The sequence below is a fragment of the Marinitoga piezophila KA3 genome (assembly GCF_000255135.1).
GTDB lineage: Bacteria > Thermotogota > Thermotogae > Petrotogales > Petrotogaceae > Marinitoga > Marinitoga piezophila.
The window spans coordinates 1975111-1999732 of the sequence record NC_016751.1; the positions used below are offsets into that span (position 1 = coordinate 1975111).

Genomic DNA, 24622 nt, shown 5'->3' on the forward strand with positions numbered 1-24622 from the left:
CCTCCTTACTCGTTAATGGATTTGTGTGTTTCTCCTATTATTGAATCCTGAAGCAATTCTCCGTTTAATATATGTTTTTCAATTAATTCAACAGCTCTTTCTTCGTTGATTTTTCCATATAATATAGGTTCCTTTCCCGGTTCAGAAACTTCAACAGTAGGTTCTGCATGACAATACCCCATACAACCAGTTTGAATAATTCTAATATTATCAAGTCCTTTTTCCTCAACAATTTCAACCAATTTGTTAAATGTTTCTTTTGCGCCAGCTGCAATTCCGCATGTTCCCATTGCAACCTTTAAAGTTATTATATTGTCTTTATCAGCAATTTTTCTTAAATTCAATTTATTTTTTGCAGCTTCCTTCTGTTTTAATAAATCTTCAAGGCTTTTAATTTTAGGCATATATTTCCCTCCTTAACCTCTTTCACGGTATTCTTTTATTAATTTCTTTACATCGTTTTTCGTTAATCTTCCATGAACTTCGTCACCAATCATAACAACTGGTGCAAGACCACATGCTCCTACACATCTAACAGCATGAAGACTGAATAATCCATCTTCTGTTGTTTCGTTTTCTTTAATGCCTAATTGTTTTTTAAATTCTTCTAAAATATCTCCTGATCCTCTAACATAACATGCTGTTCCTAAACATACACTTATAGGATATTTTCCCTTTGGTTTCATTGAAAAAAAGTTATAAAACGTTACTACTCCATAAACATCAGAAGCATGAACGTCTAATTTTTTAGCGATTAATTTTTGAACCTCAATTGGTAAATAACCAATTATTTCCTGTGCTCTATGTAGCACATGGATTAGATAACTTCTCTTTGTAACTTTGTCCTTCCCTTCGAGTTCCAGAGAGTCAATATATTCTTCTACTTCTTTTAACTTACTTTCAAGTTCTACGGACATTCCGTTCCCTCCTCAAGATAAAGTTTTTATTTATATGTTTTATGAATATATATAAACTTTATAGCTATTTTTTTCACAAATTATATTTAAGTTATAGTTAAAAATAATTAAATTCTGACTAAAATTATCTTATATTATTATTTTTTTCACAATCCGGAGTTAAGATGGAGAAATAAATATCTTCAACTATATTATAAAATAATTTGATTTAATTTACAGGCAATTTTATTACATTAGCAAAACGAAAGTGTTAAATAAATGTTTTTCTATTTGTGAAATGTTAAATCATGATTAATGAATATCGAATAAAAGATTTAGAAACATGTGTAATTTACAAAAAAGTAATCATTATATATAATATACTCAATATATACAAATGGTATATATAACCTGTTATTTTGTATGGTTGAAGAAGATAAAATAATATAAAAAACTTTTTTAATTTAATAGCAATTAAAAGATGTTATAATAAACAATACAAAAAACAAATTTAAGGAGGGGTATAAATGCCTATTAATTATGGAAATGATACAGGTAAGGGTTTTTATAAAGAAGAAGATTTAAGAATATTTTTAAAAGCAGTTGAAAGTTCGATTATTAAGGCTCCTGTAAAAAATGAAGGCAGGGTTTTAATAAGTGATTTATGGGTAATTTCATCATTGCCAAAGGATTTGATTATAGAGGTTATTGAAACATATAAAGAAGAATTAACTGTACCAGAGGATATAAAAGAGATTTTTGATGATCGGGCAAATAAAATATTATGGAAAAAGGAAGAATGATTAGAATTTTAATTATAATCACGATTAATTGAAAATAAAAAGGAATAAACGCTTATAATAATGCTTGAAATTTTTTTCAAGAAGGAGTATCATACAAATAGAAATTAGCACTCGGATAACTTGACTGCTAAAAAAATAAAAAATATGGACAAGGAGGGTGATTGGTGTGAAAGTAAAACCACTTGGTAACAGATTATTAATAAAACCTGTTATTGAAGAAAAGAAAACAGAAGGCGGTATAGTATTACCAGATACAGCAAAAGAAAAACCAATGAGAGCAGAAGTTGTTGCTATTGGAACTATTGACGATGATGTTGAAATAAACGTAGGTGATCACGTAGTATTTGCTAAATATTCAGGAACAGAAATAAAAATTGACGATGAAGACTATATTATAATCGACGTAGATGATATTTTAGCAAAATATGAAGACTAAGGAGGTGTTGTGAAATGGCAAAGGTAATGTTATTCTCAGAAGAAGCAAGAAGAGCATTAGAAAGAGGAGTTAATAAGGTAGCAGATGCTGTTAAAATAACTTTAGGACCAAAAGGTAGAAATGTTGTATTGGAAAAGAGCTGGGGTTCACCAACAATTACAAATGATGGTGTATCAATTGCAAAAGAAATCGAATTAAAAGATAAATTTGAAAACTTAGGTGCACAGTTAGTAAAAGAAGTAGCTTCAAAAACAAATGATGTGGCTGGTGACGGTACAACAACAGCAACAGTATTGGCACAGGCTATGATAAGAGAAGGATTGAAAAATGTAGCTGCTGGTGCTAATCCAATGTTAATGAAAAATGGAATTCAGAAAGCAGCAGAAAAAGCTGTTGAAGAAATCAAGAACATGAGCAAAAAATTATCAAGTAAAGAAGATATTGCACATGTTGCATCAATTTCAGCAAACAACGAACAGATAGGTAACTTAATTGCAGATGCAATGGACAAAGTTGGCGAAGATGGTGTAATCACAGTTGAAGATTCAAAAACAATGGAAACATTTGTAGATTTCACAGAAGGTATGCAATTTGATAGAGGATATATTTCACCATACTTTGTAACAGATACAGAAAAAATGGAAGCAATAATGAAAGAACCATATATCTTGATTACAGATAAAAAGATTTCAACAGTAAAGCCATTAATTCCTGTATTAGAAAAAGTTGCACAGGCTGGAAAACCATTAGTAATTATTGCAGAAGATGTTGAAGGTGAAGCATTATCAACATTAGTATTAAACAAATTAAGAGGAACATTAGAATCAGTTGCAGTTAAAGCACCTGGTTTTGGTGACAGAAGAAAAGCAATGTTACAGGATATAGCTATCTTAACAGGTGGCGTTGTAATCAGTGAAGAAGTTGGATTAACATTGGAAAATGTAACATTAAACGACCTTGGTAGAGCAGATATGGTAAAAGTAAGAAAAGATGACACAATTATCGTTGGTGGAAAAGGTGACGAAGAAAACATCAAAGAAAGAATTAAACAGATAAAAGCACAAATTGAAAATACAACTTCAGAATATGAAAAAGAAACATTACAGGAAAGACTTGCTAAAATGGCTGGGGGAGTTGCAGTTATTAAAGTTGGTGCTGCAACAGAAACAGAATTAAAAGAAAAGAAACACAGAATTGAAGATGCATTATCAGCTACAAGAGCAGCAGTAGAAGAAGGTATAGTTCCTGGTGGTGGAGTAACATTATTAAGAGCTAAAAAAGCTATTGAACCATTATTAGAAGAATTAGAAGGAGACGAAAAAATCGGTGCAAAAGTTGTATATGAAGCATTAGAAGCACCAATTAGACAAATTGCTAAAAATGCTGGAGTAGATGGAGCAATAATCATCGATAGAGTATTGGCAAAAGACGAAGTAGCTTACGGTTATGATGCATTAAATGATGAATTTGTAGATATGTTCGATAAAGGAATTATCGACCCAGCAAAAGTTACAAGAAGTGCAGTACAAAATGCAGCATCAATTGCTTCAATGCTCTTAACAACAGAAGTATTAGTAGTTGATGAACCAAAAGAAGAAAAAGCACCAGAAATGCCAGATATGCCAGCATATTAATAAATAAATAAAACTGCCCCGAATTTCGGGGCAGTTTTTTTATAAAAAAATATATCAATATTTATATTTTATTAATTAGAAACAAAAAATATAGGTTAATAAGTGTATTCTGATATTAATAATAAAATACGCCAGGAATAATAAAATGATAATCATACGCATACTCGTGCATACTCATGCATACTCATGCATACTTATAAAATAATATAATAAATGACCATGAGTATTATTTTTGATTTAATAAGTTTATTTTTATTCCTTTTTGGGATTTTGAGTTAATTATAATTAATTGTATAATAAGCTGGGCAAAGGAGGTGTGTTATGTTAGAAAATATTGAAAAATTAATATCTGCAAACAAAAGTGATTTTATTCACGACTTGGAGGAGGTTATAAAAATTCCAAGTGTAAATGAAGAAGAATCAGAAGAATTTCCTTTTGGAAAAAATATTGATAATGTATTGAAAAAAACACTTGAAATTTGTGAAAGAATGGGGTTTAAAACATTTTATAATCCTTATTATGGATATGCGGAAATTGGAGAAGGAAAAGAATTAATAGGTGTTCTGGGGCATCTTGATGTAGTGCCGGCTGGTGATTTAAATAACTGGGAAACAGATCCATTTTCTCTTGAAATAAAAGATGGTATATTATATGGTCGTGGAGTTCAGGATGACAAAGGTCCTATGCTGGCTGCAATTTACGCTGTTAAGATTTTAAAGGATATGGGTTATGAATTTAAGAAGAGAATAAGATTTATTTTTGGTACCGATGAAGAATTGTTATGGAGAGGTATTGAAAAATATAAAGAAAAAGAAGAAATTCCAACAATATCCTTTACTCCTGATTCGCAATTTCCTTTAGTATATGCTGAAAAAGGTTTATTACAACTTAAAATATCTGGAAATGAAAAATGTGATTTAAATATATCTGGTGGAAGCGCTTTAAATGCAGTTCCAGATGAAATGGAATATTCTGGCAAAGATCAGGAAAAATTACAAAATGAACTCGAAGATGCAGGATATGAATATACTGTAAAAAATGGAAAATTAGTTGTATTAGGAAAATCTGCTCATGCCAAAGATACAGAAAAAGGGGTTAATGCTATCATAAGATTAATTATAACATTAAATAAAATAGGTTATAGATCAAATATGATAGATTTTATTGTCAATGAAGTTGGTGAAGATCCATATGCAACGAAGATTTTTGGTGAATGTAAAGATGAAGATTCTGGATATTTAAAGTTTAATATTGGAAAGATTGAATTTAAAGGAAATAAACAGGAAATAGGCGTTGATATAAGAATTCCCGTTACAGTAGAAAAAGAATTTGTAATGGAAAAATTAAAGGAAAAAGCACAGAAATATAATTTAATAATTGAAGAAATTGATTGGTTAGCACCTGTATATTTTTCAAAAGAGCACTTTTTGTATCAGATTCTTTTAAATACATATAGAGAAGAAACAGGAGATTATAAATCATTGCCAATATCCTCAGGTGGTGCAACATATGCAAGAGCGTTAAAAAATTGTATAGCCTTTGGTGCGACATTTCCAGATTCCGCTAAAACTGAGCATCAGCCAAATGAAAGTATTAAATTAGATGATTTACTCAAAGCAATAAAAATATATGCAAAAGCAATATATAAAATTTGTGAGGAGGTATAAAATGGAAAGAAAAAAGGGTTTTAAAATGCCAACTGCTTATACGATTTTATTCTCCATTATCGTTATTGTAGCAATATTTACATGGATTATTCCAGCAGGGCAATATGATTATGTTGATCCAAACGCATCAAAGCCACAACCTATTCCTGGAACGTATCATAGAATAGAACAGAATCCTCAGGGATTATGGGAAATTTTTAATGCACCTATTAAAGGTTTTTATGATGCTGTTGATATTGCGTTATTTGTTATTGTAATAGGTGGCTTTTTGTCTGTAGTAATGAAAACAGGTGCTATTGATGCTGGAATTGCAAGTGTACTGAAAAAATTAAATGGAAGAGAAAAGCTGTTAATACCAATATTAATGGTATTATTTGGTCTTGGAGGAACAACATATGGAATGGCAGAAGAAACAATAGCCTTTTATCCTTTAATTATACCGGTATTTATTGCAGCGGGTTTTGATGCTTTAACAGCTGTTGCGACAATAGCCTTGGGAGCTGGGCTTGGTGTTCTCGGTTCAACTGTTAACCCTTTTGCTACAGGAATAGCTTCCGGCTTTGCCAATATTTCTATTGGAGATGGTATAGGATTAAGGTTGATTATTTTAATAGCTTCTGAAATTATAGGAATTATATATGTAATGAGATATGCGGATAAGGTAAAAAAAGATCCAACAAAATCATTAGTATATCATTTAAAAGAAGAGCATGAAGAACATTTCAATAATGAAAATACAAATCTTGAAGTTGAATTAACAAAGGAAAGAAAAAAGGTATTATGGATATTTGGGTTAACATTTATTGTAATGGTATTGGGTGTAATTCCTTGGGCATGGAAATTTGATATCCATATATTTGAAAACTTTAATAACTTTTTAATGAATATACCTGTTTTGGGAAAAATAATAGGACATCCTATACCATTGGGTGACTGGTGGTTTGGAGAAATTACAATGTTATTCTTTGTAGCAAGTTTAATTATTGCAAGGATTTATAAAATGAGTGAAAGCGAATACATAGATATTTTTGTAAGTGGCGCAAGGGATTTATTGGGTGTTGCATTAATTATAGGTGTTTCAAGAGGTATTACAGTTGTTATGAATGATGGTGGAATGACAGCAACTATATTGCATTGGGGAGAAGAAACACTTGCTAAACTTGGTTCTGTAGCATTTGTAAATATTGCATATTTATTCTATTTACCTATGTCATTCCTTGTTCCATCAACTTCAGGTCTTGCAACATTAACAATGCCAATTATGGCACCATTAGCAGATTTTGCCGGTGTTGGAAGAGATCTTGTTATAACAGCGTATCAATCAGCATCAGGAGTTATAAATCTATTTACCCCAACAAGTGCTGTAATAATGGGTGCATTGGCTATAGCAAAGGTTCCATATGAAATATACTTCAAATTTGTATGGAAGTTACTTATAATAGTTTCATTAGTGGTAATGGCAGCATTAACAATAGCTGTATATATATAATGATATTTAATATATAGAGTTAAAGTAGAAAAATCACACACGAATTTATTTTCGTGTGTGATTTTTTTGTATATTTGTTTTAAAAAAGGAAAAAATTTGATATACTATACTTTGAGAATAATAAAGGAGGAATGGATTATGCCAGAAGAAGAAAATGTAAAAAAGCCAAGTAGATTTAAGAGATTATTCGGTTTATTTTTTTGGTCAATATTTATAACAGGTATTGTAATCACAATAATATATATAAATTTTGAATTTGGAAGATTAAAAACATTAAATTTAAGTATAAAGGAAGACTGGAAAAGTTTTGTAGCATATATGCTACAAAAAGTGCCTGTATTAAAAGATAAAGTAAAATATGAATATTTAGATGTAGGAAATGCATACGTTATCCAAGAAAAATTACTTGAAGATAGAATGAAAGAAATAGATATAAAAAATGAAAAATTAAAATCACAAATTGAAGAGTTGAATAAATTATCAGTTCAACTTAGCAATGAAGCAAGTGAACTTGCTATTGCAAAACAAAAGCTGGAAGAAGAAAAAAAGAAATTTGAAAAAGAAAAGGAAATGTTTGAAGATTATAAATATAGAATAAAAAAATTATCCGAATGGTTCGCCTCCTCTACACCATCTCAAATAGCGTTAGCGCTTTCCAGAGATGAAGTAAGCATAGATTTAATAGTCAATGCGTTATTAATGCTGCCTTCTGATACAGCAGCAGAAATAGTGCAAGCATTAGCACAGGTAAATCCAACAAAAGCTGCAAATGTTATTTCAAAGATAGGGGAGGTGAAAAGTCAATAGGAGGGAAAAAATGATATCCGGTCTTCCTTTATTATTCTCGATAAAAAAAGAGAAAAAGGCATTATTCGCCAATGAAAATAATGAAATAAAATCCGCAAATAAAACTTTCTACAAACTATTTGTGGAAAATAAAAATTCTTCATTAAATCACGCTTCAAAAATAAATTCTTTCGTTAAAAAAGAAGCTTTCCGGGATAATGAAAAATCCAGGATTCTTAAATCATTAAATATAAAAAAGATAAATATAAAAAAAATAAATGGCTATGAAACTGGAAATAGCCATTTAAAGTCTTTTGCCATAAAGAAGGTTAAATTAACAAAACTGGAGAAAAGCTTAAAAAATGACAATTTGAAAATAGAAAATAAAGAAAATGTTGATTATAAGAAGATAATAGAAATACTGAAAAGTGTAGAAGAAAATATAAAATATTTAAAGATAGAACCAGAAAAAATAAATAAAAAAGCTTTAATAGAGATAAAAAAAGAAATAGATAATATAAAAAAAGCAATATTTTCTTTAGAAAAAAAGACTGAAGATAAAAGTGGATTAAATGAAAAGTTAAAACAGATAGTAGAAATATTTGAAAAAGATATAAAAAATATAGAAAACTCAAAGCAAATAAGAAAAATATATATAAAGGATTCTGATTTAATAAAATTTTCAGAGAATAAAGAAACTCAGAAATTCAGCAGAGAGATTAATATAAAAAAGGAAGAATTAAAAAGTGACAATAAGAGTGATAATAAACTGGAAGTAATAAATAAATCAATTGAAATGTTAAAAAATAAAATTGATGAACTGGATAAATTATCAGAAAAAATGAACAAAGTGATTGTTGAAAACAAGAGTAATAATTTAATAAATAAGAAAGAAAGTAAAATAAACGAAGCAAATAAAGAAAAATTAATTAAGGAATTAAAGCAAATACACAAAAAATTACAAAATATGAATTCAAAAGAAGACAAAAATGAAATTAATGAAGTAAAAAGAATTATAATTGCTTTAATAAATAAAATATCTGATAGAAACAAATCCAATGAAATTAAAGAAATAAAAAACGAGTTAAGCAAAGCATTGGAAAAAATAAAACTAATAAATATTGAAATTGAAAATAAGAAATCAGAGATAATAGAAAGTAAGAAGATAGAGGTAATTAATAATAATGAATTTAATGAAAATCAGATAAAAGATAAAATAAGAAAAATTTTAATAAAATCAGATTTGAAATTAACTGAAATCAATAAAGGAAATCCTGATACCAAACACAAAGAAAAAATAATGAAAATAGCAGAGGAAATAATTAATACAGTAGAATCTTATACTAAAACAAAAATATCAAATAAAGATGAAATCAAAGAGAAAGTTTATAAAAAAATTAAAGAATCTGGGATAAATAATCTTAATATCAATAAATTAAATGAAGATAATGAAAAGCTTTTAGAAAGCTTAATAAATCTCTTTGATTTTCATAAAGTGAAAAAAGAAATAAAAAATCCAGAAATAAAGAAAATAATAAATGAAACCGCTGGAAAAATATTTAATATATTAAAAAATAATCATAATATAAAATATGAAGATAAAAACATAAAAAAAATAGAATATTTAATATTAGAAGCGGTAAAAAATAACAAAGAAAATTCAGAAGAAAAGGAAACGGCAAAGATAATTACCGAAAGTATAATTAAAGAATTAAACATAAATCCATTTCAGAAAAATGAAGGTAAAACTAAAGACTTAAAAATAAAAATTGAAAAAGAAATTGAATCCATGATAAAAAAGATAAATAAACAAATAAAAGAAGGCGATGTCAAAGAGCTCAATATAGATAAAAAAACAACAGAAAATCATAATGAAAAATTAAATTTTACAAAAGAAGATGTAAAAAAGGTTATAAGATTTATATTATCTTATAAAGAAAAAGATGAAATATTATCCAAAGATACCAGAGAAGAAATAAAGGAAATAAAGAAAATAATTATAGATAATCAGAATAAAAAAAGTGAATCACCAATTGGACAAAAAAAAGAAAAAGATCTTAGTAATATTACTCGAAGAGAGAATAATTTAAATGAACTACAAAATAAAATAGAAAAATTAATAAAAGATATTTTTCATGATGTTGAACAATCTAAATTAACTCCTGAAACATATCCAGAAGAACTTAAAAAATTAATAAAAGATATTCAAAAAGTTTTCTTTAAATCGCCTGAAAAAAATGAAAAAATCAAATCCTCTCATAATATAAATAATATAAAAAGAGAAAATGGAGGAAAGATAGAAAAGCGTATAAACAACAAAATAGATCAAAATAATAAAAACAATGAGTTTGAAAGGATACGTATAAATAGAAATAATACTGAAAAGTTCAAATATCTGGAAAATAAAGAAGTGGATAATGCGGAATTTATTAAAAATGAAAAAGTTCCAGAAATCTTAAAGGCTAAATCTGTAAAATACAAAAAATTAAAAAATACGTTGAATCTAAAAAAAGGTAATAATTATAAAGTTTCAATAAAAAATACCTTTGATAGTAAACAGAAAGTATTGCAGATAAAAGATAAAAATATCAATATAAAAATATTAATTAATAACAATAAACAAGCCGTAGCATTATTGAAAAGTATAGAATTAAACAAAGCTCATATAAAAAAACCACAGAATAATATAGACGTAAATCTATTAAAACACAAAATACAGACTTTTATGGAAAATAACAAAAAACATGTTGAAAAAATATATTCTTCAGAAAAATCAGAAGGATATATATTAAAAAACAATATCTCTGGAAATAATATCAAGGATTTAAAAGGAGTATTATCGAAAAATAAAATGGATTATACATTAGTTAAAAATTATAAAGACATAAAAGTTCTGATTAAATACAGTAAAGAAGGAATAGATGAAGCAAGGGAAATACTAAAAACAGTAGAAAATATTAAGATAAAGAAAAATAACAAAATATCCTATATACCAGAAAATAAAATAGAAAATTTTAGAAATTTAAAAAGGGATAAAAAAGTAGAATTAAAATCTCCAATATTTGAGAAAAAAGTGGAATATTTACATCCGCATTTGTTAAAACAAACATCAGCGCAGGAAACAAGGCAGTTAACAAACAATAATGTTCCAAAAACAATTACAATAAATGAATTACAAAATCGTATAGTTAATACAATAAAGAAAATAGAAAATGTTCCAAAATACTTTGAAAAAACTGTAGTAAAAGTTAATCCACCAGATCTTGGAGAAGTTGAAATAAAAATAATAAAATCAATGAAAAATTTATCCCTTGATATTACAGTTGAAAATGACAGATACGGAAGAGAAATTGAAAAACGGCTTGAAAATGTTATACAGGTATTTAAGGAAAATTATGAAAAAATGGAATTAAATATAAAGACAGATCAGAGAAATGAGCAAAATCAGGATAATTCTCAAAATCAGCAAAGAGAAAATAATCAAAAAGAGAATTTATATAAAGAAAATGACAGCGAAAATGAAAAAAAGAGAAAAGATAAAAGAAATACATTCTGGGAATTTTTGAGAGGTGATCTAAATGATCAATAATGTTGATCCAGCAGCAAGTTTAGTATTTTCACAGTATTCAAAGCCTAAAAGTTCAGAACCCAAAAAAGAACTGGATAAAGATGCATTTTTAAAGATTTTAATGACACAGTTAAAGTATCAGGATCCAACCAATACAATGAACGATAGAGAATTTATCTCGCAAATGTCTGAACTGTCAATGACAGAACAAATAATGAATATGAGTGAATCGTTTCAGGATATGGTTAACTCCCAAATGAGTTTATTTAAAGTACAAACGTCCAATTTAATAGGTAAAAATGTTGTGGTAGAAAACAATAAAATAAATCTTGTTAATGGATTTTCTGATGCAATAATTTATAATCTTGAAGAACCAACCAAGGTATTTGTGGATATTTATGATGAAAATGACAATCTTGTTTTTACAAAGAGTTTGGGTATTCAGGAAGAAGGAATGAAAACATTTAACTGGGATGGAAGAAATACAGATGGTTCTCAGGTTGCAGATGGAACATACAAGTATGACGTATATACGTACAAAGATGGGAAAAAGGTAAAAATCGGAGGTTTAGATGGAGGAAAGGTAGATGCAGTACAATTTGAAGACAATCAATTTTATGTTTTGGTAAATGGAAGAAAGTATAGCACAGACAAAATAGTGGAAATATCAGAAATATAAAAATAAAATAAATTTGGGAGGAGATTATATGTTAAGAGCAATGTTTAGTGGTCAGAGTGGATTGAAAAACTTTCAGACACAATTAGACGTTATAGGTAATAATATCTCCAATGTAAACACCGTTGGTTATAAAACTTCAAGAGTAACATTTCAGAATACACTTTCACAAACATTATCTGAAAGTAGAGGAGCAAGTGGACAATTTGGTGGAATAAATCCTACACAGGTTGGATTGGGATCAAAAATAGCATCAATAGATAAAATAATGACACAGGGGTCACTTCAGAATACAGGAAATAAAACAGATATGGCAATAAAAGGAGATGGATTTTTTGTATTATCAGATGGATTAACAAAATACTTTTCAAGAGCAGGTAACTTTACATTAGATTCAGAAGGGCATTTTGTAAATCCATCAAGTGGTATGAAATTACAGGGATGGAATGCAAAAATAACAGAAACAGGAAAAAGATATATAGATTCCAATGAACCTATTCAGGATATAACAATTTCTCCAAATCTTGTTATGGAAGCAAGAGAAACAACATTCCTTAATTTAGCGGACAATTTAAATTCTGATGTTGGAATAAAAGAAACAACAATGACAATAAAATCCTCATCAGGTGATGTTGTTCCGGTAAAATTTACCTTTGAAAGAATAATGTCAGAACAATATAAAGATAGAATTGTATATAGATGGCATGCTCAAAGTATAGATCCAGATAAAAACTATACATTACTTGGAGGAAGTAATTACGGTGAAGTTGAACTTGATGAAGTTGGTAATGTATTAAGATGGTCTAACTATCCAGGACATGTTGTTAGAGCCAATGCAACAAATGATTTTAACTCTTCATATCCTGCAGATTCAAGAATAGATATAGGTAAAAATGGAATAGATTGGCCATTAAGAGCATATGGAGATATTTCTGTAACAGATTCTAACGGTAATCCTGTTACATTAAGTTCTCAGGATTCAACAAGAGATAGCAGACCTGATATAGCGATATATAGAGATGCAACAAATCCAAATCAGGTAACAATCCAGGTTACAGATTCTGGAGGAACACAATATACAGGAACAATTTCTACAGACGGAACATTTTATGATTTAAACAGAAATTTTGCACAGGGAGTTACTCTTACCGATAGTGGAGGTAATGAAATAACATTAAAAAATCTTATTTTAGATTCAGGTGTTTCAGAATCAGTTGCATTATTACCAGTAGGTTCTACAAACGCATTATCCATAGAATTATATCAATCTTCATCTGATGATGCCACTGAGTGGGGACTTGATGGTATATACATGACAGATACAAAAGGAGAATTAATTCCAAAATATCAGGATGAAGATAATAGATTACAACTAACAGATGGTACAAATACAAGGAATGTGAAATTCTTAGGCGGTATTTCATTAAAAGACAGTCAGAACAATGAAGTATATTATGATCCAAGGGATATATCATTTAGTGTAGATAATAATGGAAATGTAACTATAACATTAAAAGTGGAAGAAAGTGGTTCATTAAAAACAGTAACCTTTACAGATGCAGATGGAGATAGCGCATCAGCAGATACAGTTGAAGAATTTAATGCAAAAATGGAAAGTGGATGGAAATCAACAGATGGAAAATACACAATAGCTGGATTATCAGTAATAGAAGCAAATGCTACAGACACATTTGTTGCAACAACCGGAAACACAGCAGGTGAAACATCAGAAGATGGAACAGTTAGATATATTGCAGCAAGAAAAATAATTCAAACTCCAGTTTCAGGTGAATTAAGATTAATAGATACAGAAAATTCTCAGAATTATAAAATAGCAGAATACGAAAATCCAAATGTGGTTATTTCAACAAAAATATATGATTCACTTGGAAATGATTACGATATAAATATAAAATACACAAAAATTGCTGACAACACATGGTACTGGAAAGCAGAAACAGTAGACGGACAGCCATTATACAAAATAACAGAAGATGGTACAACAACATCTGACCCTGCAGAAGGTGTTATAGCCTTTGATGGAAAAGGTCAATATTTAAGTTCAAGATGGAGATTGGATTCAGTTGGATATGTTGATTATGACACATCAGATGGAAACAATGGAGCTATTGGATTCTGGTTTGATCCTGCAAGCACAGGTGAATCTCCAAATGAAAGGGTTGCACCATCATCAGTTGCAGCGGCTGGACCTGTAAAAGTATCTTTAAACATGTATGATTTAACACAATTTGCAGCACCAAATTCAGTAAACATTGCAGATCAGGATGGAAATGCAAAAGGCGTATTGCAGAATTTCACAATTAATGATTTAGGTGAAGTGTTGGGAATATTCTCAAATGGAAAATCAGATTTAATTGCTCAGGTAGCTGTTGCTAAATTCACTAATCCTGGAGGATTGCTTGATGTAGGTAACTCAATGTTTATGCAAAGTGATAACAGTGGAATTGCCAAAATAGGATCTTTTGGTGAGGAAGGTGCAGGAACTCTTGTATCAGGAGCGTTAGAAATGTCAAATGTTGATTTATCAGAAGAATTTACAAAAATGATTACAGCCCAGAGAGGATTCCAGGCAGCAGCAAGGGTAATAACAACATCAGATCAGATTTTAACAGAGCTTGTTAACCTCAAGAGATAATGAGGTGATTTAATTGATAAAAGTAACTAATCTTGGAGGTAAAGAGTTTTATATAAATCCTGATATGATAGAAAAGATAGAGTCCCGTCCAGATACAACAATAATTTTAAACAATGGTCATATCTATATAGTAAAAGAAGATGTAAAAAAAATAATAGAAGAAATAATAAACTTTAAAAGCAGGATATTTTCCGGGACATACTCAAGGGGTGATTAGATGGATCTCTCAAGTTTAATAGGATTGGGTTTGGCTTTTGTTGCTATATTAATTGGTGGTGGATCAGGATTAGGACAATTATGGGATACAAACTCCTTCTTTATTACAGTTATTGGTTCTATTGGGGGTATGATGATTGCCGCGCCAAAAGATATCTCCTTTAAAATAGTTAGTGCAATAATGATGGGAATAAAAGAACCAAAAATGGATATGGTCGAAATTTTAAAAACATTATATTCATTTGCAGAAAAAGCAAGAAGAGAAGGTTTAATATCCCTTGAAGCAGATCTTGAAGGCCTTGATAACGAATTTATGAAAGAAGGTTTAAGGGCTGCAGTTGATGGTACTGATCCAGAAGAAATAAGGAAAATCCTTGAAATAAAAATGGAGTTATTTGAAGCGGAACAAAGTAAATGGTCGGGTATCCTAAACACATGGGGTACATTAGCTCCAGCATACGGAATGATTGGAACGCTGATAGGTCTCGTTTTGATGCTTGGTAGTTTGAACGATCCATCTACTATAGGTCCTAAAATGGCTATTGCTCTTATTACAACGTTATACGGTGCTCTTGTTGCAAATATATTCTCTTTGCCAATAGCAGAAAAAATAGGAAGAAGAACATCAATACAGGTAAATCTTTTAAGGATGATAACTGAAGGAATATTATCAATAGTTTCAGGTGAAAACCCAAGATTAATGGAAGAAAAACTAAAAGCATTTTTAAGCCCTGATGAAAAGAAAAAATATGAATCAGAAAAAGAAGGGTGATATAAATGGCAGATAAATGTAAAAAAGATGAAGGGCCACCACCACCACCTGGTTGGCTGGCAACATTCAGTGATTTAAATTCGTTGCTTATGACATTCTTTGTTATGTTGTTCTCCATGGCAACAATTTCACCCGGTAAATTCCAGCAGGCAGCAGTAAGTTTTAGAAGTCCCTTTAGCGGAACGCCACCAAGTGTTTTGACGGGTGGAAAAAGTCTATCAGAAGAAAGCTTAATTACATCAAATCCTGGAATTAGAGTTGAACTTTTCAGACTACAGGACAATCCAAAGTATAAAGGAAGAATAACAATAGAAGAAAATGACAAAGGAACAATAATAAAAATGCAGGATATGGCATTTTTCGAGCCTGGTAGCGCTCAATTAACCAAAGATGCAAAAGAGTTGTTATATAAATTGGGTATAATTCTAATAGAACATTCAAACAATGCAATAGAAATATATGGATTTACAGATGACAGACCGCCAAAAGAACAATTAATATATCCATCAAACTGGCATTTAGGAGCCGCGCGTGCAGCAAGTGTGGCAAAATTCTTTACAGAAGAAATGAAAAAGAAAAGAACACTTGAAAGATTGGCAGAAGTAAAAGCCGGGAAATTTGATCCTGATTATTACTATAATCCTGAAAGATTCTATCCAATCTCAGAAGGAGATAAAGACATATTAAAAGATATACAAAAATTAAAATCAAACACCGAAGCAGAAAAGATGAAATTAAAAGAGGAATTTGAAAAAGGTATAATAGATATTGCAACCTTGAAAACAAAAGAAAAAGAATTAGATGAAAAATACAAAAATGATCTTGATAGACTAAGACATCTATACAGAAGAATTGATTTATTGATTTTAAGACAGCGCTTGAGATAAGAGAGGTGATTTAAGTGCCTGAAGAAGAAATCCAGGAAGAAGAGCAACAGGGTGGTAAAAAAGGTCCCAATATAATATTGCTTTTAATTATTGCAATAGTTGTTTCAGTGGCTTTATCTGTTGGTGGTGCTTTTGTTTTAATAAATATGCTTGGTAAGAATATTGCTCAGCAGGCACAACAACAGGCACAACAGCAGGCTCAGGGAGTTGAAGAAAAGGCTGTACAGGTTGGATTAGCTGAAATAATAAGGCCTGGTAATCAAAGACAATTTATGTTAAAAGGTGGAAATGAAATAGCAATAGTAAATGCACTTCAATTAAAGGTTGGAAGTGATGAATGTAGAGAGGCAGTAGCCCAATACAATGTTGAAATTTTAGAAGCGATAGGCCTTATCTTTATTACCAAAACACGTGAAGATTTAACTACGGTTGAAGGAAGAGAGATTTTAAAGAATCAGATAAAAAATGCTGTAAATGAAATTACAGGATTTGTTGGAGAAAAAGAGAAATATGGAGTGATACAGGTTATTATTGATATAGTTGTTATAACTTCAGCCTATTAGTTTATTAAAAAGGTGGTGAAAGTATGCCTCCAGAAAATGAAACGTTGTCACAAGAGGAAATAGATGCGTTATTGCAGGCGATGGAGGCGGGTTCTTTAGCTGTCTCAAATGTAAATGAAGAAGAAGATATAATGGCCAATATTCGGGAGTATAACTTCCGAAGGCCAATGAAATTTTCCAAGGAACAGCTAAGGACATTGCAATTAATACATGAAAACTATGCAAGGGATGTTTCAACATATTTATCTTCAAGAGCAAGATCATATGTAAATGTTACCTTTGCCAGTGTAGACCAGATTACATTTAGTGAATTTCAGCAATCTCTAACAAGTCCAACATTTATATCTGTATTCTCAACAGATATATTGCCAGGAAGTGCAGTATTTCAGATGGGGCTTGATATTGGTTATGTTTTAGTCGATAAATTATTGGGAGGACCTGGAATTCCTCTCGAAACATTAAGAACCCCTACTGAATTAGAACTTGCAATTTTAAGAAAAGAGGGATTATCTTTAATAAAAGCATTAAGTAAGGCATGGGCCACAATAGTGCCATTTGACACTATTCTGGAAAAAACAGAGTTTAATCCGCAATTTGTTCAAATTGCGGCTCCAAACGAAATGACAGTGTTAATTACATTATCAATAAATTTCAGAGATATACAGGGATTTATAAATGTATGTTGGCCTTCTTCGTTATTAGAACCAATAAATGAAAAATTGACCACAAGATTATGGTCTCCAGATATAAAAACATCACCAAAACAAATGGAAAAATTAAAAAATTCCGTGTTAATGGCTAAAGCAGATGTTAAAGCTGTATTGGGAAAAACAACGCTTCAGTTAGGTGAATTTTTAAATATAGACATAGGTGATGTTATAAGACTTGATTCATTTAATGATGAACCAATTGATGTAACCATTCAGGATACACCTGTATTCAAGGGAACTCCTGGAACACATAAAGGACATTATGCTATAAAAATAGAAAAAGAAGATCCTGAATTGCTTGAAAAAGTGCTTGTGGAAAGATATCTGGAGAGTTTGCAATAATGGAGGTGTAACAAATGTCTGATGAATTTTTATCTCAAGAGGAGTTAGACGCGCTCTTACAGGGATTAACTCAGGAAGAAAATAGTTCTGGAAATACAGCTGATTCTGGAAGTTCAGCTTCAGCATCAGCAAGTGGACCAACTGCTTCAAGTGAAAATGCACAGGTTGATGATGTGTTATTAGACCTTGTTGGAGAAGTTGGAAATATTGCAATGGGTGCTGGAGCAACAACATTATCAACCTTATTAAAAAGAAAGGTTGATATATCAAGTCCAACACCGCTTAAATTATTAAAGTCTGAATTAAAAAATCAATTTAGTGGAAAATATTTAATGATATCCATAAACTATAAAGATGGATTACGGGGTACAAATTTCTTTTTATTCCCTGCTGAAATCTCCTCCATTATTGCAGACTTAATGATGGGTGGTACAGGTGAAAATGTACCGGAAACATTTGATGAAATATCAATAAGCGCATTAGCAGAAGCAATAAACCAGATGATGGGTGCAGCGGCTACATCGCTTTCGGATTTTTTGCAAACGAAAGTTGATATAACGCCACCTCAGGTAGAGGTTCTGGATTTTGATGATCCCAATTTAACCTTTCCACCTGATTTTGAGGGAACAGCAGATACAATAATAGCTGTTAAATTTATATTAAAGATTCAGGGAATGAAAGATGGGGAAATGTGGCAATTTGTTCCAATAGATATAGCACATGATATAAAAGAAAAAGTTCTTGCAGCACAACAGGTTGATCTTGAAGAAAATGCACAGGCACAACAGGCTGCAGGAGCTCCGGCTCAAATGCCAGCTCAACAACCAATGCAACAACAAATGCCAATGCAGCAACAAATGCCGATGCAGCAACCAATGCCGCAACAACAGATGCCAATGCAACAACCAATGATGCCACAACAACAAATGCCGATGCAACAACCAATGTATCCTCAATATCCACAACAACAAATGCCAATGCAACAGCCAATGATGTATCCTCAATATCCACAACAAATGCCGATGCAACAACCAATGGGATATATCCCGCCGGAACAACAGGTTAATGTACAACCAAAAACATTTGGGAATATTTCAGGAAAAACAGTTGAACCAACAGAAGAGATAGACTATGAAAAATTACAATTATTATTTGATGTACCATTAAATGTATCTGTTGAACTTGGTCGAAGGAAATATTCATTGAGAGATATTCTTAATTTCCATCAGGGATCAATGATTCAATTGGATAAATTGGCCGGTGAACCTGTAGATATATATGTAAATGGCAGATTAATTGCACGTGGAGAGGTTGTTGTTATAGATGAAAACTTTGGTGTTAGAATCACAGAAATAGTATCTTTAGAAGAAAGGTTGAGAGCGTTAAAATGATGAGAAAAAGCATCTTTTTAATTCTGATAATAATAATTTCTATAATATCGTTTTCTGATAATATATACGATGAATTTTCAGAATATTCAAAATTGCAGCAATTTAAAGTTACAATAAAAATGAAATTTGAGGTAGATGCAACACCTACCTCAATTTTTCTTGATTTATATGTGGATAATTATAAATATTATTATTTTGAAATTCATGAACCGGAAATACTATCCGGAATAGGCTATTATTATGATTATCATAAAGATAAATTTTATACAGAATTAAACGGTAAACCGGCTGATAGTTATGATAATATAAAACAAAACCTGAAAGTATTTATTAATTTTATAAAAGTGCTTTCTGTTTCTTATACACCTGAAAAATTTATAATAAAAAAAATAGAGACAGATAATTATAATATATATTATTTTTATCCTAAAACAAAAAATCTTCTCAGATTAATGCGTGTTGATTATACACAGTTAAAAATATATATGAAAAAAATTTATAACACATATTATGCTGAAAAGATGGAATTTTATAATTCAAATAATAAAAAAAAGGTGGAAGTATATTTCAACTTCTCACCTATGAATACAGATTTCATAAAAGAAAAATTATTATCATTCTCTGTTGAGTAATTCAGGATATTTAAGTTTTTTGAATTTTTTCAATAATTCTTCAACATTACCTGATTTAAATGTATTAAGATAATCAAGTTGAAAATCAATAAGTTCTTTTCCTCCCGGTTTTCCATGACCGGGAATTATTTTATTTATATCCTGTGATTTAAATTCATTTAAAATCTTTATCCAGTTATCAATATTGCCATCATCAAGTTCAGAATGGGTTCCTGAAACAATTAAATCCCCCGCAATAAGAATATTATCCGGATAAATCTTATAAATAGTGGAATCTGCAGTATGACCTCCCAATGAAATACCACTAATTACAGATTTTGAAGAGGTATTTAAAGTATCATTTCTGAAAATATTAAATTTGCATTTAGCAAGTTTTTTCTGTAAATCAGAAAAATCGTATTCAGATTCCTTTGAAATTTTTTCAAGAATTTCATTGTCATAATCAAAAAGTTTTATCATAGTCTTTTCTGATAGGATTATTTCTAATTTTCCATAAAAAATTGCTCCAAATGAATGATCAGGATGATAATGGGTTAAAAATACCTTTTTTACCTTCTTTTTAGTTCTCAATTCAACTAACTCTATAATTTTTTCTAACTTTTCAGGATAAAGTGAAGAATCGATTAAAATTACCTCTTCATTTAATTCTACAGCTGTAACATTACTTGCCATATTTTCAAACCAGAACACCAGAACCTTATTATTAATTACCTCCAGCATTATAGACTCCTCCTTAATCATTTTCATTTAATAGTTCTTTATATATTGATTTTTTTCCTTAAAAATGTTAGAATTGTTTGTAAGACAAACAATAGGGGGTGAATATTATAATCAAAGAATTTGTGAAAAAAAATTGGTGGCGTTATTTAATAGGGATAATTTTTTTATTGATGATTGATTATTTTCAAATATTTATTCCTAAAAAAATAGGTGGAATAATTGACAACCTGAAAAATATTGAAAATATGAATGTCATTAAAACCTATATTATTTCAATGCTTACACTTGCTGTTTCAATAATGATAGGAAGATTTATATGGAGATTTTTTATATTTGGAACTTCAAGATTATTTGAATTCAAAACAGCAAACAAAATGTTTGGTCATATATTGGACCAGTCATATGACTTTTATGACAAATGGAGAACAGGAGATTTAATGACCAGATTTACAGAAGATTTAAATTCTGTAAGAATGGCAATGGGGCCGTCAATAGTAATGATGATAGACACATTATTTATGTCTTCTATAACCATATATGCAATGATAAACTTTGTCAATTTAAAGCTTACAATATATTCATTATTGCCATTGCCAATAATAGGTTTAATTACACTATTCTTTGGAAAAACAATAAGAAAATTATTTAAACATTTACAAAAAACAATTTCTGATTTATCAGACCATACAGAAGAAAGTTATGCGGGTATTCATGTTGTAAAGGTATTTTCTCTTGAAAAAACAATGTTAAAAAGATTTAATGACAGATCTCAAAAATACTATGATGCCCAGATGAGCTTAATAAAAACATGGGGATTAATGTTTCCATTAATTCAGTTTTTAGCCTCAATGTCAGGTGTAATTGCCATATATCTTGGTGGGAAAATGGTAATAAATGAAGAAATTACATTTGGACAGTTAATAATGTTTTACTCATATATTGGTATGTTAGTATGGCCTATGATGGCAATAGGATGGGTAGTAAATGTATTACAAAGAGGTAAAGCTTCCTACCAGCGATTAATGGAAATAATGAAATCAAAATCAAATGTTCCTGAACCAGAAAAAATAGATGAAAATTATAAATTTAAAGGGAAAATTGAAATAAAGAATTTAAACTTTAAATATCCAGGAACAGATAAAATAGTCTTAAAAAATATAAATATGAATATAGAACCGGGAGAAATGGTAGCTTTTGTTGGAAAGATAGGTTCTGGAAAATCCACAATAGCTAAACTGCTTTTAAAATTCTATCCTGTGGAAGACGGGAAAATATTTATTGATGGTATAGACATTAACAAATTACATTCTAAGGTAATAAGAGATAATATCGCATATGTTCCTCAGGAATCATTTTTATTTTCAATGCCAATAGAAGATAATATAAGTTTTGCCCATCCTGAACAGGTAGAAAAAGCGCCGGAATTTGCAAAAATAGCTAATGTTCATGAAGATATACTTGAATTACCTGAAAAATATAAAACGCTTGTTGGCGAAAGAGGAGTAACATTATCCGGCGGTCAGAAACAAAGGGTAAGTATTGCAAGAGCATTGGCTAAAGATGCCTCCTTTATAATTCTGGACGATTGTCTTTCTGCTGTTGATACAGAAACAGAAGAAGCAATAATAAACAATTTAAGAAATAATGTAATTAACAAAACAATGATAGTTATATCCCATAGACTAAAAGCTGTTCGAAACGCAGATAAAATATTTGTATTTGATGATGGTGAAATAATTGAATCAGGAACTCATCAGGAATTAATGGCACTTGAAGGCGTATATTATGGTATGTATATGAAACAGCTCATTGAAGAAAAGTTAGAGGAGGAATAATATGCGAACAGCTCATACAGATATATTAAAAGAAGAACAGCAAAGAAGTTATTCAAATAGAAAAATATTCAAAGATTTATGGCAATATATAAGAAAATATTATGCAATACTTATAGCTGCGTTAATCTTTCTTGTTGCCTCTACAGTAGTTGATTTAACCATACCAACAATAATGAGATATGTAATTGATAATGTTATAAATGCTGCATATAAATTTGAAAAAGTCGATGATACATTTAAAAGCACACCAAACGGTGAATATGTTTTAAAACATGAAAATGATTCATATTACATGATAAACGATAAAACAAATGAAAAGATACCCGTTAAAGATGAATTTGTAAAAAACGTTAAAACAGGTGCATTAAGTGAAATTTCCAAATATTCTATAATAATAATAACCCTTTTCTTTTTTCAATTCCTTTTTAATTACGGGCAGGTAATATTTTCCAATTTGCTGGGGCAAAAGGTAATATATGATATCAGGGAAAAACTCTATATACATATGCTACATGTTCCTCTTGACTTCTTTACAAAAAATCCAACAGGAAAAATAACAACTAGAACTGTAAACGATACTCAAAATCTATCGCAATTTTTCACAGACGTTCTTACCAGTTTAACAAAAGACGTTGCAATAATAATTGGTGTAATAATAGTAATGTTTAAAATGAATGTTAGATTATCTTTATATGTAACCATAATGTTTCCAGCTATAATTTTGGTTACATGGATTTTTGGTGTTCTGGATAAAAAGATATATGTAAAAGCAAGAACGAGGATTTCAGCTACAAACTCATTCCTTGCAGAAAATATTTCTGGTGCAGCAGTAACCAAGGCCTTTAATCAGGAAGAAAGAAAAAGAAAGGAATTTTATGATTTAAGCCATAAACTATATAAGGCAAGAATGCAGCAAATAATATTAAACGGATTATTCAGACCATTTATGAACGTTATGTATTATATAACCATATCTTTATTATTCTGGTTTGGTGCAGGATTATTTAAACAAAATCTCGTTTCATTTGGTGTTCTTGTGGCATTTACCTCATATATAGATATGTTCTTTAGACCTTTATTTGATATTGCAGAAAAATACGATATTATGCAAAATGCATTTGCATCAGCAGAAAAAATATTCAAATTAAATGAACTTGAAGAAGAGGATTATGGCAAAGGTTTAAAAAAAGAGATTGATAAAGCCAGTATAAAATTTCACAATGTCTCATTTGCATATGAAAAGGACAATTATATACTTAAAAATGTTTCATTTGAAATTGAAGAACATGAAAATATAGCAATAGTTGGTGAAACAGGTTCAGGAAAAACAACAATTATAAAATTAATAAATGGCCTATACAGACCGCAAATGGGAGATATATTCATAGGAAATACAAAACTTGAAGATTACGATATAAAGGCATTAAGAAGGCAAATAGCTGTTGTTCCACAGGATGTATTTTTATTTACAGGAACAATACTTGATAACATACGAATGTTCGATGAAAGTATTAGTGAGGAAGAAGTAATAAATGCAGCGAAACAGGTACATGCTCATGAAATGATAGAAAAATTTCCGGATAAATACTATACAAAAATACTTGAAAGAGGTAGCACATTATCAGCAGGTGAAAGACAATTAATAGCACTTGCAAGAGCAGTAATATTCAAATCAAAAATAATTATCTTAGACGAAGCAACAGCTAATATAGACGTTGAAACGGAATATTTAATACAAAAAGCCATGGAAAATCTCATAGGAAAAGTTACAATATTATCCATTGCGCATAGATTATCCACAATAAAAACAGCCAATAGAATACTTGTTGTCCATAAAGGAAGAGTAGTTGAAGAAGGAACACATAATGATTTAATGGAAAAAAGAGGCATATATTATGACCTTTATAGATTACAGTACGAAACAAATTAAGCCAGCAATTTA

Annotated in this window: 21 protein-coding genes; 18 read left to right on the forward strand and 3 right to left on the reverse strand. The window is 29.8% G+C overall.

The window, feature by feature from the left end:
- Positions 1 to 5 precede the first annotated feature (5 nt).
- Together MARPI_RS09340 and MARPI_RS09345 are read right to left on the reverse strand one after the other, a co-directional pair.
- Complete coding sequence (locus MARPI_RS09340) at positions 6 to 404, reverse strand: (2Fe-2S) ferredoxin domain-containing protein (RefSeq protein WP_014297347.1); 399 nt, start codon at positions 402 to 404, stop codon at positions 6 to 8.
- A gap of 12 nt (positions 405 to 416) precedes the next feature.
- Positions 417 to 917, reverse strand: a complete 501-nt coding sequence (locus MARPI_RS09345) for an NADH-quinone oxidoreductase subunit NuoE family protein (RefSeq protein WP_014297348.1) — start codon at positions 915 to 917, stop codon at positions 417 to 419.
- Positions 918 to 1423: 506 nt separating this feature from the next.
- Between MARPI_RS09345 and MARPI_RS09350 the strand changes: the two genes are divergently transcribed.
- The 16 genes from MARPI_RS09350 (at position 1424) to MARPI_RS09430 (ending at position 20125) form a co-directional block, all read left to right on the forward strand.
- A complete protein-coding gene (locus MARPI_RS09350) occupies positions 1424 to 1699 on the forward strand; it encodes a hypothetical protein (RefSeq protein ID WP_014297349.1) in 276 nt (91 codons plus the stop codon).
- Between the two features lie 166 nt (positions 1700 to 1865).
- Positions 1866 to 2135 carry a co-chaperone GroES gene (gene groES / locus MARPI_RS09355; RefSeq protein ID WP_014297350.1) on the forward strand — a complete coding sequence of 90 codons (270 nt, stop codon included), beginning with the start codon at positions 1866 to 1868 and terminating at the stop codon, positions 2133 to 2135.
- A 14-nt stretch (positions 2136 to 2149) separates the two neighbouring features.
- Entirely contained in the window at positions 2150 to 3769 is a 1620-nt protein-coding gene (gene groL, locus MARPI_RS09360) for a chaperonin GroEL (protein WP_014297351.1), read from the forward strand.
- A 321-nt stretch (positions 3770 to 4090) separates the two neighbouring features.
- Positions 4091 to 5437 (forward strand): M20 family metallopeptidase, encoded by a 1347-nt coding sequence (locus MARPI_RS09365; RefSeq protein ID WP_014297352.1) that lies wholly within the window; start codon positions 4091 to 4093, stop codon positions 5435 to 5437.
- A gap of 1 nt (position 5438) precedes the next feature.
- On the forward strand, positions 5439 to 6926 hold the full coding sequence (locus MARPI_RS09370; protein WP_014297353.1) for a YfcC family protein: 1488 nt from the start codon (positions 5439 to 5441) through the stop codon (positions 6924 to 6926).
- Between the two features lie 138 nt (positions 6927 to 7064).
- Complete coding sequence (locus tag MARPI_RS09375; protein WP_014297354.1) at positions 7065 to 7733, forward strand: hypothetical protein; 669 nt, start codon at positions 7065 to 7067, stop codon at positions 7731 to 7733.
- Positions 7734 to 7743: 10 nt separating this feature from the next.
- A complete protein-coding gene (locus MARPI_RS09380; RefSeq protein ID WP_014297355.1) occupies positions 7744 to 11301 on the forward strand; it encodes a flagellar hook-length control protein FliK in 3558 nt (1185 codons plus the stop codon).
- Positions 11291 to 11959 (forward strand): flagellar hook assembly protein FlgD, encoded by a 669-nt coding sequence (locus MARPI_RS09385; protein ID WP_014297356.1) that lies wholly within the window; start codon positions 11291 to 11293, stop codon positions 11957 to 11959. The genes MARPI_RS09380 and MARPI_RS09385 overlap by 11 nt, the downstream gene beginning before the upstream one ends.
- Before the next feature lie 28 nt (positions 11960 to 11987).
- Complete coding sequence (locus tag MARPI_RS10840) at positions 11988 to 14612, forward strand: flagellar hook-basal body complex protein (protein WP_014297357.1); 2625 nt, start codon at positions 11988 to 11990, stop codon at positions 14610 to 14612.
- A gap of 13 nt (positions 14613 to 14625) precedes the next feature.
- Positions 14626 to 14829: a flagellar FlbD family protein gene (locus MARPI_RS09400; protein ID WP_014297358.1), complete on the forward strand. Its 204-nt coding sequence runs from the start codon at positions 14626 to 14628 to the stop codon at positions 14827 to 14829.
- Positions 14830 to 15600 carry a motility protein A gene (locus MARPI_RS09405; RefSeq protein ID WP_014297359.1) on the forward strand — a complete coding sequence of 257 codons (771 nt, stop codon included), beginning with the start codon at positions 14830 to 14832 and terminating at the stop codon, positions 15598 to 15600.
- A gap of 5 nt (positions 15601 to 15605) precedes the next feature.
- On the forward strand, positions 15606 to 16487 hold the full coding sequence (locus MARPI_RS09410) for an OmpA/MotB family protein (RefSeq protein WP_014296329.1): 882 nt from the start codon (positions 15606 to 15608) through the stop codon (positions 16485 to 16487).
- A 14-nt stretch (positions 16488 to 16501) separates the two neighbouring features.
- Positions 16502 to 17050, forward strand: a complete 549-nt coding sequence (locus MARPI_RS09415; RefSeq protein ID WP_014297360.1) for a flagellar basal body-associated FliL family protein — start codon at positions 16502 to 16504, stop codon at positions 17048 to 17050.
- 23 nt (positions 17051 to 17073) lie between these two features.
- A complete protein-coding gene (gene fliM, locus MARPI_RS09420) occupies positions 17074 to 18102 on the forward strand; it encodes a flagellar motor switch protein FliM (RefSeq protein WP_014297361.1) in 1029 nt (342 codons plus the stop codon).
- 14 nt (positions 18103 to 18116) lie between these two features.
- Positions 18117 to 19493, forward strand: a complete 1377-nt coding sequence (fliY, locus tag MARPI_RS09425) for a flagellar motor switch phosphatase FliY (RefSeq protein WP_014297362.1) — start codon at positions 18117 to 18119, stop codon at positions 19491 to 19493.
- Positions 19490 to 20125, forward strand: a complete 636-nt coding sequence (locus MARPI_RS09430; protein ID WP_014297363.1) for a hypothetical protein — start codon at positions 19490 to 19492, stop codon at positions 20123 to 20125. The genes fliY and MARPI_RS09430 overlap by 4 nt, the downstream gene beginning before the upstream one ends.
- Here the strand turns inward: MARPI_RS09430 and MARPI_RS09435 are convergent.
- Complete coding sequence (locus MARPI_RS09435) at positions 20108 to 20845, reverse strand: MBL fold metallo-hydrolase (RefSeq protein WP_014297364.1); 738 nt, start codon at positions 20843 to 20845, stop codon at positions 20108 to 20110. The two genes, MARPI_RS09430 and MARPI_RS09435, sit on opposite strands and share 18 nt — an antisense overlap.
- A 122-nt stretch (positions 20846 to 20967) precedes the next feature.
- Between MARPI_RS09435 and MARPI_RS09440 the strand changes: the two genes are divergently transcribed.
- Both MARPI_RS09440 and MARPI_RS09445 read left to right on the forward strand, forming a co-directional pair.
- The gene (locus MARPI_RS09440) at positions 20968 to 22680 is read left to right on the forward strand and encodes an ABC transporter ATP-binding protein (protein WP_255370598.1); all 1713 of its coding nucleotides are present in this window, start codon (positions 20968 to 20970) and stop codon (positions 22678 to 22680) included.
- Between the two features lies 1 nt (position 22681).
- The gene (locus MARPI_RS09445; RefSeq protein WP_014297366.1) at positions 22682 to 24610 is read left to right on the forward strand and encodes an ABC transporter ATP-binding protein; all 1929 of its coding nucleotides are present in this window, start codon (positions 22682 to 22684) and stop codon (positions 24608 to 24610) included.
- Positions 24611 to 24622: the final 12 nt, after the last annotated feature.